This window comes from Aquitalea aquatilis, assembly GCF_005155025.1.
GTDB classification, from domain to species: domain Bacteria; phylum Pseudomonadota; class Gammaproteobacteria; order Burkholderiales; family Chromobacteriaceae; genus Aquitalea; species Aquitalea aquatilis.
The window spans coordinates 20,245-34,212 of the sequence record NZ_CP039731.1 but is presented as its reverse complement, the minus strand read 5'-3'; the positions used below and the strand labels follow the sequence as shown (position 1 = coordinate 34,212).

Below are 13,968 nucleotides of genomic sequence, written 5' to 3'. Positions count from 1 at the left end.
GCGGCACGGCGAGTACGGCCGGGGCGTGCTCACGCTTGCGGCCTGCTGCTCAGCGAGCGCTAGCGTCGGCCAGTCCCGGGCTGCTTTTGCCTCTTGGCTGAGGGCATTTTGACTGCGATGGTGGCGGTTTTGCGCCATAATCAGGCAGCCATACCTGTTTTCGATCGCAATCGGGGCCATTACGATAAAAAGGGCTATGAAGCCATGCTGACCGTCAAGAGCAAGCTGCTGCTGCTCTCCCGTTACTACTGGTTGATCCTGTTGGTATTCACTGCCTTTATCGTCAGCTTTGTGCTGTATGTACGGGCAGAGAAAGCCATCGACCACGCCAATGATGCACGGCATGAATCGATTTTGCTGGCAGGTGAATTACGCCAGTCTTCCGACGACCTTACCCGCATGGTGCGCACCTATGTGGTGACTGGCGACCCTGTCTATCAGCAGCATTACCGTGAAATTCTGGCCATCCGCGACGGCATGGCCGCCCGCCCGGTGGATTACCACAGCATCTACTGGGATCTGGTGCTGGACGATGATCGCCGGCCGCAGGCGGCCAGTGTGGCACCCTCCCTGCTGCAGCGCATGCGCGCTGCCGGCTTTACCCCCGAGGAAATGGCCAGGCTGGCCGACGCCAAAGCCAAATCGGACGCCCTGACCCGTACCGAATGGGCGGCCATGGCGCTGGTGGCCTCCAGTCCCCCGCAGGGCTCAGCGCCACGGCAGCAAGCCATCCGCATGGTGCACGACGCCGCCTATCACCAGGCCAAGGCCGGCATCATGCAGCCGATTGCCGAATTCAACCGCCTGTCTGCCCAGCGTACCTTGCAGGCGGTCCTGGATGCCGAACGCTATGCCTTGCAGCTGCGCTGGGTATTCATTGCCTTTGGTCTGCTGTTGCTGCCTTTGTTGTGGGATCTGCGGCGCAATTTGCACAATGTGCTGGGTGGCTCGGTGGCCGAAGTGCACAGCAGCATTGCTCGGCTGGGCAGTGGTGATTTCTCGCAGCCGGTGCCGCAAGGCAAGTTCGGCCGTCGTAGCGTGATGGGCTGGCTGGCCGAAACCCGCTACAAGCTGCAGCTGCTGAATGAAGCCCGCTGCCAGGCTGATGCGCGCAATCAGCGCCTGACCGGGCTCTACAATGCGCTGAGCCAGTGCAATCAGGCCATTGTGCGCAGTCGCTCCGAACGCGAGCTATTTGAGCGGATGTGTCAGGCCGCCGTAGAGCATGGCGGCATGAAAATGGTGTGGGTGGGGTTGCTGGATGAAGATGCCCGCCACATCCGCCCGCTGTGTGCCCACGGCAGCGGTACCGAGTACCTGGTGGATCTGCCGCTGGCGACCGATGCGGCCGATCCGCTCAGCCACGGTCCGACCGGCCGGGCGGTGCTGAGCGGGCTGGCCCAATGGTGCCAGGACTTCCAGCATGACCCTGCCACCACACCCTGGCATGAGCGTGCTGTCCGCTATGGCTGGGGCGCCTCGGCGGCGCTGCCCTTGCAGCGCAATGGCCAGGTCATCGGTGCGCTGACCCTGTACAGTGGCGAGCCGCACGCCTTTGACGAAGCGGCACGCACGCTGATCGAGGAAATGGTGATGGACCTGGACTACGCGCTGGACAGCTTCCAGCGCGAGCAGGCGCGACAGGCTGCCAGCACCGCCTTGCAGCGGAGCGAGCAACGCTTGCGCACCATCATCGAAACCGAACCGGAATGCATCAAGGTGGTGGCGGCCGATGGCCAGCTGCTGGAAATGAACCAGGCCGGCATGGCCATGCTGCAAGCCGACACGCTGCAGCAGATCCAGCAGCTTGGCCTGCTGCATTTTGTCTTGCCGGACTATCATGCCGCCTTCATGCAGCTGCACCAGCAGGTGATGAGCGGGCAGAGCGGCACGCTGGAGTTCGAAATAAGCGGCCTGCAAGGGCAGCGGCGCTGGCTGGAAACCCATGCCGCGCCCATGCGCGACGAAGACGGTAGCATCAGCATGCAGCTGGCGATTACCCGCGATATCACCCAGCGCAAGCAGAACGAGCAGCATATCCGCTACCTGGCCCATTACGATGTGCTGACCGGCCTGCCCAACCGGGTGATGCTGGAGGAGCAGGCCGAGCAGATATTGCAGCAGGCTGCCCGCCAGCAACAGGAATTAGCCTTGATGTTCCTCGACCTCGATCACTTCAAGGACATCAATGATTCGCTGGGGCACAGCGTGGGCGATGCCTTGCTGGTGCAGCTGGCGGCCAGATTGCGCCAGCTGGTGCCGGATGGTGCGCTGGTGTCCCGCCTGGGTGGCGACGAGTTCATCCTGCTGCTACCCGAGATGAATGCGCCCATGGCGGAAGCACTGGCCCAGCAACTGCTGGGCGACATTGCCCACCCTTATCAGGTGACGCCTTACGACCTGAATGTTTCTGCCTCCATCGGCATTGCACTGTATCCGCGGGATGGGCTGGATCTGGAAACCCTGTCGCGGCGGGCCGATGCCGCCATGTATCTGGCCAAGAAGGCTGGCCGCAGCTGTTTCCGCTTTTATACGGCGGCGATTCAGGAAAAGGCCTCGCGCCATCTGCAACTGGTGAATGCCCTGCGGGTGGCAATGGAACAGCAGCAGTTCAGCATCCATTACCAGCCACAGCTGGCCATGGCGGGTGGACAACTGGTGGGGGCGGAGGCGCTGCTGCGCTGGGCGCATCCGGAGCTGGGCAATATTTCGCCAGCCGAATTCATTCCGGTCGCCGAAGATTGCGGGCTGATTCTGCAACTGGGCGAATGGGTGCTGCGTCAGGCGCGGCAGTGGCGGGAGCAGGGGCTGGCACTGGTGATGGCGGTGAATCTGTCGGCCGTGCAATTCCGCCAGCCGGACCTGCCGGCACTGGTGGCGCGCATCCTGCAGGAAGAGGGCTTGCCTGCCAGCGCGCTGGAGCTGGAGCTGACCGAAGGCGTGGCCATGTTCGACCCGCAACAGGCCATCGCCGTGATGAATGTCTTGCATGAGCAGGGAGTGCGCATGTCGATCGACGATTTTGGCACCGGCTATTCCTCGCTCAACCTGCTCAAGCAGTTCCGCGTCTACAAGCTGAAAATCGACCAGAGCTTTGTCCGCGACATCGCAACCGATCCGGAAGATCGCGCCATTGTGGCCGCCATCATCCACATGGCGGAAAACCTTGGCCTGCTGACCATTGCCGAGGGGGTGGAAACCGAAGAGCAACTGAGCTGGCTGCGCGCCCAGGGCTGCGATGAACTACAGGGTTATCTGTTCAGCCGGCCTTTGCCCGCTGCTGCCTTTGCGGCTTATGCGCAGCAGCACTTGCCGGCCACCGCGCTGCTGCGCTCATGAGTCGGCAGCCACTGCCGGCGTTTGCTGTTGGCTGTCCTGCGGTGTGTTTCCGTCATGGCGCGCTGGCTGGGCATCTGCCAGCCAGTTTTGCAGCTGTCCGGGCGGCAGTGCCTGGCTGAACAGATAGCCCTGAATCACCTGGCAGCCTTGCGCCACCATGAAATCGTACTGGGCCACGGTTTCCACGCCTTCGGCGATCACCGTCAGGCCCAGGCTGTGGCCCAGGGCGATGACGGCCTTGCAGATGGCGGCATCGTTGGGGTTGTCCAGCACATCGCGCACAAAGCTGCGGTCGATCTTGACCTGGTCCAGCGGCAGTTGCTTCAGGTAGGACAGCGAGGAATAACCGGTGCCGAAATCATCCAGGGCAAAGGTAATGCCCAGCTGGCGCAGGCTGTTCATCTTGCTGCCGGCGTCGTCCAGCTTCATCAGCAGCAGGCTTTCGGTGATTTCCAGTTTCAGCAGGGCCGGGTTGGCACCGCTGTCTTGCAGCAGGCGGCTCAGGCGGCTGACAAAATCGCTCTGGTGAAACTGGCGGGCGCTGACATTGACCGCGATGCTCAGGCTGGCGGTGTCGGCATGGCCGGCCCAGGCGGCCAGCTGGGTGCAGGCTTGTTGCAGCACCCAGTGGTCGATGGCCAGGATCAGATTGCTCTGTTCGGCCAGCGGAATGAAGGAGCCGGGCAGACGCAGCCCCTGTTGCGGGCTGTGCCAGCGCAGTAGCGCTTCCACGCTCTGGCAGGGCTGGCCGTGGCGGATCTGCGGCTGATAGTGCAGGCTGAGTTCGCCGTGCTCCAGCGCATGGTGCAGCTCGGCTTCCAGCCGGGTGCGGGCATTGATTTCCGCCTGCATCAGCGGATCGAAAAAGCGCAGGGTATTGCGGCCGGCCGATTTGGCCTGATACATGGCCAGATCAGCCTGCTTGAGGATGTCTTCGGTGCTGGCGTGCTCGTCGGCAAACAGGGCGATGCCCAGGCTGCAGCTGCCCCGGTAGTCGTGGCCGCGCAGCTCGTAGGGCTGCTTGAGCTGCGCCAGTATCTTGCGGCCCACGCTTTCAGCCTCGCGCAGCGCTGCTTCGCGCTGCGGGCCGAGGTTTTCCAGCATCACGATGAATTCGTCACCCCCCAGCCGCGCCACGGTATCGCCCACGCGCATGCCGTGGTGCAGGCGGGCGGCCACGTCTTGCAGCAGCAGGTCGCCGATGTCATGCCCCATGGTGTCGTTCAGCGACTTGAAGTTGTCCAGGTCGAGAAACAGCAGCGCGCCGTATTGCTGCTGGCGGTGTGCTGCATCCAGCGCGTGCTGCAGCCGGTCCAGCAGCAGGCGGCGGTTGGGCAGGTGGGTGAGGGCATCGTAAAACGCCAGGGTCTGGATTTCGTCCGCAGCGGCCTTGCGCTCGGTAATGTCCTGGAAGATGGCCACGTAGTGGCTGGTCTGGCCGTCGCTGTCGTGCACGGCGGTAATGGTGAGCCATTCCGGGAAGACTTCGCCGTTCTGGCGGCTGTTCCAGATTTCACCCTGCCAGCGGCCATCCTGCAGCAGGGACTGCCACAGTTGCTGGTAGAACGCCGGCGGATGCCGGTGCGAGCTGAGAATGGCCGGGGTCTTGCCCACCACCTCGGCACTGCTGTAGCCGGTAATCTGGCAGAAGGACGGATTCACCCGCAGAATCACCCCGTCGCGGTCGGTCACCATGATGCCTTCCTGGGTCAGGAAAGTGGTGGCCGCAATGCGCAGCTCGGCCTCCATGGCCTTGGCCTGGCTGATGTCGGCGATATAGCCATACCAGGTGACGAAGGGGCCGTCTCTCTCGGGCATGGCATCCACCCGCAGCCATTTGAGCTGGCCGTCGGGCAGCACGATGCGGTACTCGATATTCCATAGCGTCAGGCTGGTGGCCGAGGCATGCATGGCACTGAAGAAGGCATCCGCGTCGTCCGGGTGCAGCATGGCGCGCATGGGGTCGGCGTTGCAGCTGACTGCCAGCGGTGTCAGGCCATACAAATCCAGTAAAGCCTCGCTGGCAAAAGGCAGGCAGCCGTGGCCATCTTCGAACAGGCGGTACTGGAACACCACGCCGGGAATGTGCGACACGATCTTGCGCAGCAGCCGGTTGGCGGCGTGTTCGCTGGCTTGCTCTTCTTCGCGCAGGATGCGCTCCAGCAAGCCGTTGAACGAGGTGGCCAGCAGGCCAAGCTCATCTTGCTGCCGCACCGGCAGCGCCTGCTTGGGCAGCGTGCCATCACGCATGCCGGCCAGCAGGGCGGTGGCCTCGGACAGCGGCAGCAGCTGTCGGCGCAGCCACCACCAGCAGAAGCCGCCGGCCAGCATGGTCAGGCACAGCGCCAGGCCAAACAGCTGCTGTTGCAAGGTGCGGATGGGGGCGAAGGCTTCTGTCGTCGGCAAGACCGCCTGCATCAGCCAGCCGGTGGACTGGATGCGCACGCTGGAGGACAACTCGGCGATCCCGCGCGAACTGACGGCAATGCCCGACCCCTGGTAACCGGACAGGTAGCGGTCATACAGCGGGTTGATCCCGGGTGGCGGCCCGGCCTTGAGCAGGCGTTGCTTATCCGAGGACATGATGTAGCGGCGGCTTTGTGGTGCAGTAATGAAGAAACTGCCGGTGGCACCATAGCGCGCCGAACTGATGTCATCCAGAAAATTGGGTTGTGCCAGATTGGTGATCCCCATGATCATCCCCACCAGCTTGCCATTGGCATCCAGTAGTGGTTCCAGCATGGAAATCACTGGCTTGCCGGTGTACTGGCCTTGCATTGGCTCTGTGATATAGCGTCCGCCGTGCTGCATGGCCAGCTGGAAGAACGCGCGGTCGGTATAGGAGCGACCGTTGCGGCCCAGGCTTTCCGGGATGCTGGCTTTCACCTGGCCATTTTTGTCCAGTACCACGATGCCCCAGTTGAACATCATCAGCAAAATGGGCCGCCGTTGCAGCTCGGGCTGGATGGCGGCCGCAGTGACCGGCTTGCCCTTGAACTGTGTGGTGAGGGACTGCAATGCCTGTACTCGCTCTCTTACCGAGCGGTCCACTTCGCGCGCAGCCAGCGATACGGTAGAAAACTGCTGGGCGGAAATGGTGTCTTCCATCTGCTGGCGCAGACTATGGCTGATCAGCAGGGTGGCCAGCCACAAGGTAATGACCAGTGCCAGCAGCATGCCAAGTGTGATGCGAGTGCGCAGGGAGCGCCTGCCGTGCGGGGAGAATTGCGTGCTCATGATTCCGGTAGCTGCCTGCGGGTAATGCTTCTCGTCAGCATAGCGGAGGCCCTGCGCGCTGTGTGTCTTCTTGTCGGACAAAACCGCCAATGTCTGAGGCGGATCAAGATTATGACATCGTGGTCGGGCCCGTACGGCAGGCCCGACCGGCCAGTCAATTACCAGTTGGTTTCACGGTCGGGAGTGGCCGTGATCTGGTGGATGGTGAGGTCGGCCCCGTTGAACTCTTCTTCTTCATCCAGCCGGATGCCCACAGTCTTGCGCAGCACGGCATACACCAGATAACCGCCGCCAAAGCCGATGGCGATGCCGCCGGCCGTGCCCAGCAGCTGGGAAACCAGGCTGACGCCGCCCAGGCCACCCAGTGCACTCTGGCCGAAGATGCCGGCAGCAATGCCGCCCCAGGCACCGCAGATGCCGTGCAGTGGCCATACCCCCAGCACGTCATCAATTTTCCAGCGGTTCTGGGTCTGGGTGAACAGCCAGACAAACATCGCACCTGCCGCCAGCCCCACCATCAGCGCACCCAGCGGATGCATGATGTCCGAGCCGGCACACACCGCCACCAGGCCGGCCAGCGGGCCGTTATGGATAAAGCCGGGGTCATTCTTGCCGGCCCACATCGCGCTGAGCGTGCCGCCCACCATGGCCATCAGCGAGTTGATGGCCACCAGCCCGGAAATGCCGTTCAGTCTTTGTGCGCTCATCACGTTGAAGCCGAACCAGCCGACGATCAGAATCCACGCTCCCAGTGCCAGAAACGGAATGGAAGAGGGCGGATGGGCCGAGATGCGGCCTTCCTTGCTGTAGCGGCCACGGCGTGCGCCCAGATTGAGTACGGCAGCCAGGCCGATCCAGCCGCCTACTGCATGTACCACCACCGAGCCGGCAAAGTCGTGGAAAGGCTGGCCAAAGCTGTGGCTGAGCCAGTCTTGCACGCCATAGTGGTTATTCCAGGCAATACCTTCGAAGAAGGGATAAACCAAGCCGACCAAAAGGAAGGTGGCAGCCGATTGCGGGTGGAATTTTGCCCGTTCGGCAATGCCGCCGGACACAATCGCCGGAATGGCGGCGGCGAAGGTCAGCAGAAAGAAAAACTTCACCAGTTCATAGCCATTGTGCTGGGCAATATGGCTGGCATCCCCCAGGAAGTTCACCCCATAGGCCACGCTGTAGCCGACAAAGAAATAGGCAATGGCCGATACGGCAAAGTCGGTCAGGATCTTGACCAGGGCATTGACCTGGTTTTTCTTGCGCACGGTGCCCAGTTCCAGAAAGGCGAAGCCTGCATGCATGGCCAGAATCATGATGGCCCCCAGCAGCAGGAACAGTACGTCGGAAGGTGAATTCGAGTTTGGCATGGCGAGTCCCGTTGTTGTCGGCTTTTATGGGGCTTCCTTAAAGCAAGGGGAATGCCAGCTTGTCACCAGTGGCACCAGTTTGAACCGTGATTGCTCGAAAATGGTGACAGCACTGCCCGCTTTCGGTGATGCCGAGTGTGGCTTGGGAGGGTGCTACTGGTGCGTTGATGCACCAAAACGGTGTTTTGTTGTACGTCTGTGCTGTTAATTGGTGCATTGAAGGTAAAAAGCACCGCTTCGGTGCGTGGCGACACGGCTGCGACCCCGCTCGTGTTGCTGCCGGGCGCATGGGCCGGCCAGACCCACCAGCTGCCGCCGTGGTCATTTGATCGAATTTTCGTAAAAATACTTAGGTATAAGGGATGACAAGCAGCTACATTCAAACGGTGAATTGAAAAAAAAGAAATGCAATCGTGGCATTCAATAAATTCAGCCTGCTTGCGGGGGTAATCGGCTGCCTGTTGTGCTGCCAACTGGCCATGGCCAAGGACGTGCTGCGCGTGCTGGCCTGGCCTGGCTATGCCGATCCGGATGTGGTGCATGCCTTCGAACAGCGCTTTCAGGTAAGCGTGGAGGTAACTTTTGTCGATTCGGACGAGGCGCTGTGGGCGAAGATGCACGCGTCCACCGGCCCGCGTTTCGATGTGCTGGCTGCCAATACCGCCGAAATGCAGCGCTATTTCGCCGCCGGTCTGCTCAAGCCGCTGGACCCGGCCTTGCTGCCCAATACCCGCCGTCAGCTGCCGCGCTTTCGCAATCTGGCGGCCATTCCCGGCTTGCAGCAGCAAGGCCGGCTGTATGCCGTTCCCTTCACCTATTCCACCATGGGCATCATCTACGACCGGCGGCAGTTTCCCGTACCGCCCGACACGATGAATGTGCTGTGGGACCCGCGTTATCGCCACAAGGTGCTCGACTTCAATAGCGGACAGCACAATTTCTCCTTTAGCGCGCTAGCCAGCGGCATCGAGCAGCCCTTTACGCTGAGCGCGGCGCAGCAAGGCAGGCTGGTGCAGCGGCTGATTGCGCTGCGGCGCAACGTACTGACTTTTTACAGCCTGCCGGAAGAAGGGACGGAATTGTTCATCCGCCACAAGATCGCGCTGATGTTTGGCAACTACGGCACCCAGCAGCTGAACTCCCTGCGTCAGGCCGGGGCCGATGTTGGCTATGCCATCCCGCGCGAAGGCGTGCTGGCCTGGCTGGACTGCTGGGCCATGACCGCAGCCAGCAGCCAGCCACGGCTGGCACAGCAATGGATCAACTACATGCTGGAACCCGCAGTCAGTGCCCTGCTGCCGACCCGTCAGGGGCTGGCCAATACCCTCAGCGCCAGCGACGAACTGAAACCCGGTGCCAAAGTGCTGTGGTTGCAGCCGGTGGAAAATGCCGCGCAGCGTGAAGCGCTATGGCAAAAAATCTATTCCGGCGACCGGCCGGGGAGCTTCTGAATCATGCGCTCCGGTCTGCTGGTGAAACTGGCGCTGCTACTGGCGGTGTTCGGCATCCTGTCGTCCGGCCTCACCGGCTATTACGCCTTTACCGCCAACCGCACCATGCTGGTGTCGGCGGCGCAGGGCGATTTGCTGATGGCTGCGCGCGGGGTGAACCGCCGGCTGCAACAGGCCGAGGAAGAGGCCGCCGATGACGCCATGCTGCTGGCACGGCTGGTGCAGGTGGCCCAGGTGATCAATAGTCATGGCGGCCAGCAGGCACAAGGGGCGCGCGACGAACTGGCGCAGGCATTTGCCGGCATGCTGGCGCTGCATCCCGAATACTTGCAGGTCAGGCTGATCGGTGCGGCTGACAACGGGCTGGAACTGGTCAGGGTAGACAGCAGTGGCGGGCTGACCCTGCGGGTGGCGGGCGCGGATTTGCAGGAAAAAGGCCACTTCCCCTATGTGTTTGAAACCCTGGCCTTGCCGGCCGGGCAAATCTACCAGTCAGCCATCGGCATCAATCACGAACGGGCCGCACATGACGCCGAAGGACGCCCCGGCATGATGGTGGCGACGCCGCTGCCGCGCAGCGACGGCCAGCCGGGTGGGCTGCTGGTGATCAGTCTCGATCTGCAGCGGCTGCTGGGACAGCTGCGTGCCGACTTGCCCAAGGGCTATCAGCTGTATATGGCCAACCGCTGGGGCGATTTTCTGGTCCACCCCGACCCGACGCAAACCTTCGGTTTCGAGCAGGGCCGCCGTATCCTGATGCAGGACAGCTTTGCCGCCACCCAGCCCCTGTTCGAGCGCAAGCTCAACAATCTGGCGCTCAGCGGGCTGGAACAGCCACAGCAGGCCGCAGACCGGGTGATGGCTTTTGTGCGCCAGCCGGTGGGGCTGGGCAATCGCGATGATTTCGTGGTGACCGGGCTGGTACAGCCGCTGGATGCGGTGCTGGAAAGCGCTGCGCCGCTGGGGCTGCGCATCATCCACATGGTACTGGCCTTCAGCGCCATCGCCATCTTGCTGGCGGTGGTGTTCGCCCGCGCCTTGTTGCGGCCGATCAACACCCTGGCGCAGGCCGCCAGCAGTTTTTCCGAAACCCAGCTGCAGCAGGTGCTGCCGGTGGAGCGCAATGATGAAATCGGCGTACTGGCGCGCAATTTCGAACGCATGCAGCGGCAGATCAACAGCCACATGGCCAGCTTGTACGACAATCAGCGCGAACTGAGCTATCTGGCCCACCACGACAGCCTGACCGGGCTGGCCAACCGCGCCTTGTTCTTCCAGCGGCTGGAGCAGCTATTGCAGCTGTCGCAGCGTAATGGCGCGCCGTTCGCCGTGCTGTTTGTCGATCTGGACCACTTCAAGGAAGTGAATGACCGCCATGGCCATGCCATCGGCGACCAGGTCTTGCAGATTGTCGCCCGCCGCTTGCTGCATACCGTGCGCGGCAGCGACATGGTGGCGCGCATGGGGGGGGATGAATACCTGATCCTGCTGCAGGGCAACTTCACCGATGCGGCGCTGGGCGAGCTGATGTACAAGCTGCGGCTGAGCATCGGCGAAGCCATCACCGTGGCCGGGCAGCGGCTGGAAGTGGGGGCCAGCATTGGCTACAGCCTGTACCCGCGTGATGGCACCACGGCCGAGCAACTGGTCAACGAGGCCGATCACGCCATGTACCATGTCAAGGCCAGCCAGCGCGGCGGCGAAGCCAGCGCCTTGCCCTGTGGCTAGGCTATGTTGCATGAGCCGCCGCCGGCGGCGCCTCCTTACATGCTCGGGAAGATGCCGATGAAAAGAGCCACTTCCACACACCTGCGCCAGCGCAAGCAGGCAAATCCGCAGCAGCGGCCTATGGTCGCCATGTGCTTGCCACAATTGCTGGCACAGCTGCACGGCAGCTGCCGCCAGTCGGCAGCGCAACAGGGCCTGGCCTGGCAGCTGGACACCGATGCCGTGCTGGCACCGTCCTTGCTGCTGCACTCGCTCGCCTTGCAGCAGCTGTTGCAGCAACTGCTGGCTGCCAGCATCCGTTACACCCGCCAGGGTGGCCTTCTGCTCAGGACGCAGCTGCTGGCACAGCAGCAGATGTGCCAGATCATCACCATCGAAATCATGCATGAGGGTAGTCAGGATGATGGCCCGGCGGTGGCATTGGCCGCGCTGTTGCAGCAGCCGGATACCGCCCGCAAGGCCGGACAGCATGCCGCCAGCTGGCATAGTATTCGCCGTCTGGCTCGGCTGAGCGGTGCCAGGCTGCAGCTGGAGCATGGTAGCGGGCTGGGCTGCCAGCTGATTGTGCAGCTGCGCGCCGAGGTCGTCGAAGCCGCCATGCCGGCACCGCCTGTGGACGAATCGCTGCCGGTGCTGGATCACCGCGTGCTGCGCGTGCTGTATCAGGATGACTGGTCGCAACAACGAGCACTGTTGCAGGCTTTTCTGCATGACAAGCAGGCCGACCTGCATGCGCTGCTGCAAGCCTGGCACAGTGGCGACCTGCAGGCTTTGGTGCTGCTGTCGCACCGGATCAAGGGTGCCAGCCGCAATGTGGGAGCGGCCGCGCTGGCACAGGCTGCCGCACAGGTGGAGCAGGCCGCCCGTGGCCAGCACCACGCCAGTTTGCCTGGCTTGCTGCGGGCGCTGGAGCAGGCGCTGCAATCCTTTGCCAGCGTGCTGCAGCGGGCACAGGATGGACCGCTGATTGATATCTGAGAACCTGCTCACGCTCTGCGATACTCGGGTGATCCTGCGTTGAAATGGCGTTCAAAATGCTCATGGACGCCATGTCCATTGCGCTTTTTCACGCCCTTTCGCCTTGTCTGACCCTTCGTTCCCTAGATCATGAATACCTTCTAATCCCGGCGCAGGCATGGCGCAATGCAGCGTAAGGCCCTAAAATAATCCGACAATTCCTAAGAGCGTGTCCGCGATCGCGCCATGCCGCCTCATCCATGCGGCAGATCGTGTACAGCTTCTAACAGCCCACTACGCTGGAGAAACCTCTCATGGCCGTTATCCGTCAGGATGATTTCATTCAAAGCATCGCCGATGCTTTCCAATACATCAGCTGCTACCACCCCAAGGACTATATCGACGCGCTGTACCAGGCGTATCTGCACGAAGAAAGCCCGGCGGCCAAGGACGCCATGGCGCAGATCCTGATCAACAGCCGCATGTGTGCCGAAGGCCGTCGCCCGATCTGCCAGGATACCGGCATCGCCGTGGTGTTCCTGAAAGTGGGCATGAATGTGCAGTGGGATGCCACCCTGTCGGTACAGGAAATGGTCAACGAAGGCGTGCGCCGCGCCTACAACAACCCGGACAACAAGTTGCGCGCTTCCGTGCTGCTGGACCCGGCTGGCAAGCGCCAGAACAGCAAGGACAACACCCCGGCCGTGGTGCACTTCGAGATCGTCGAAGGCGACGGCGTGGAAGTGACCTGTGCGGCCAAGGGCGGCGGCTCGGAGAACAAGTCCAAGTTCTACGCACTGAACCCGTCCGACAGCATTGTCGACTGGGTGGTCAACACCGTGCCCACCATGGGCGCTGGCTGGTGTCCGCCGGGCATCCTGGGTATCGGCATTGGCGGTACGCCGGAAAAAGCCATGCTGCTGGCCAAGGAAAGCCTGATGTCGCACGTGGACATCCACGAGCTGAAAGCCAAGGCTGCCAGCGGTGCCGAGCTGTCCCGCGTTGAACAGCTGCGCCTGGAAATCTTCGAAAAAGTGAATGCGCTGGGCATTGGTGCGCAGGGCCTGGGTGGCCTCACCACCGTGCTGGACGTGAAGATTCTGGACTACCCGACCCACGCTGCCAGCCTGCCGGTCGCCATGATCCCCAACTGCGCCGCCACCCGTCACATCCATTTCCATCTGGATGGCAGCGGCCCGGCTCATCTGGCTACGCCCAGCCTGGAAGACTGGCCGGAAATCACCTACGACACCAGCAATGGCAAGCGCGTTGATCTGGACCAGATCACCAAGGAAGAAGTGGCCAGCTGGCAGCCGGGCGATGTGCTGCTGCTCAACGGCAAGATCCTCACCGGTCGTGACGCCGCGCACAAGCGCATGGTGGACATGCTGAACAAGGGCGAGGCGCTGCCGGTGGACTTCACCAACCGCTTCATCTACTACGTCGGCCCGGTTGACCCGGTGCGTGACGAAGTGGTTGGCCCGGCAGGCCCCACCACTGCCACCCGCATGGACAAGTTCACCCGCCAGATGCTGGAGCAGACTGGTCTCCTGGGCATGATCGGCAAGGCCGAGCGTGGCCCGGCTGCCATCGAAGCCATCAAGGACAATAAAGCGGTGTACCTGATGGCAGTGGGCGGTTCGGCCTACCTGGTGTCCAAGGCCATCAAGGCCTCCAAGGTGGTCGGCTTTGCCGATCTGGGCATGGAAGCCATCTACGAATTCGAAGTCAAGGACATGCCGGTAACGGTGGCAGTCGATTCCAACGGTATCTCGGTACACAACACCGGCCCGGCGGAATGGCGCGTGAAGATTGGCAAGATTCCGGTCAACAAGGCCTGATCCTGCTTCTTTGCCTTTCAGTAATCAGAAACCCGCCATCCGGCGGGTTTTTCT

The 13,968-nt window shown here is 62.3% G+C and carries 7 protein-coding genes; 5 read left to right on the top strand and 2 right to left on the bottom strand.

The genetic code is table 11. The annotated features are described in order from the left end of the window. Nucleotides 1-204 precede the first annotated feature (204 nt). Nucleotides 205-3,339 (top strand): putative bifunctional diguanylate cyclase/phosphodiesterase, encoded by a 3,135-nt coding sequence (locus FAZ30_RS00160; protein ID WP_137008229.1) that lies wholly within the window; start codon nt 205-207, stop codon nt 3,337-3,339. On the opposite strand, the gene FAZ30_RS00155 is transcribed toward FAZ30_RS00160, so the two are convergent. Both FAZ30_RS00155 and FAZ30_RS00150 read right to left on the bottom strand, forming a co-directional pair. Continuing rightward, nucleotides 3,334-6,576: a bifunctional diguanylate cyclase/phosphodiesterase gene (locus FAZ30_RS00155; protein WP_137008227.1), complete on the bottom strand. Its 3,243-nt coding sequence runs from the start codon at nt 6,574-6,576 to the stop codon at nt 3,334-3,336. The two genes, FAZ30_RS00160 and FAZ30_RS00155, sit on opposite strands and share 6 nt — an antisense overlap. Before the next feature lie 158 nt (nt 6,577-6,734). After that, nucleotides 6,735-7,937: an ammonium transporter gene (locus FAZ30_RS00150; RefSeq protein WP_137008225.1), complete on the bottom strand. Its 1,203-nt coding sequence runs from the start codon at nt 7,935-7,937 to the stop codon at nt 6,735-6,737. Nucleotides 7,938-8,350: 413 nt separating this feature from the next. On the opposite strand from FAZ30_RS00150, the gene FAZ30_RS00145 reads away from it, so the two are divergent. The 4 genes from FAZ30_RS00145 to FAZ30_RS00130 all read left to right on the top strand — a co-directional run bounded on the left by FAZ30_RS00145 (nt 8,351) and on the right by FAZ30_RS00130 (nt 13,914). Then, complete coding sequence (locus tag FAZ30_RS00145; protein ID WP_233578601.1) at nt 8,351-9,388, top strand: extracellular solute-binding protein; 1,038 nt, start codon at nt 8,351-8,353, stop codon at nt 9,386-9,388. A gap of 3 nt (nt 9,389-9,391) precedes the next feature. Further along, nucleotides 9,392-11,116: a diguanylate cyclase domain-containing protein gene (locus FAZ30_RS00140; RefSeq protein WP_137008223.1), complete on the top strand. Its 1,725-nt coding sequence runs from the start codon at nt 9,392-9,394 to the stop codon at nt 11,114-11,116. A 57-nt stretch (nt 11,117-11,173) separates the two neighbouring features. After that, complete coding sequence (locus tag FAZ30_RS00135) at nt 11,174-12,094, top strand: Hpt domain-containing protein (RefSeq protein WP_158613631.1); 921 nt, start codon at nt 11,174-11,176, stop codon at nt 12,092-12,094. A gap of 293 nt (nt 12,095-12,387) precedes the next feature. Then, the gene (locus FAZ30_RS00130) at nt 12,388-13,914 is read left to right on the top strand and encodes a fumarate hydratase (protein WP_124644887.1); all 1,527 of its coding nucleotides are present in this window, start codon (nt 12,388-12,390) and stop codon (nt 13,912-13,914) included. The last annotated feature ends 54 nt before the right edge of the window (nt 13,915-13,968 follow it).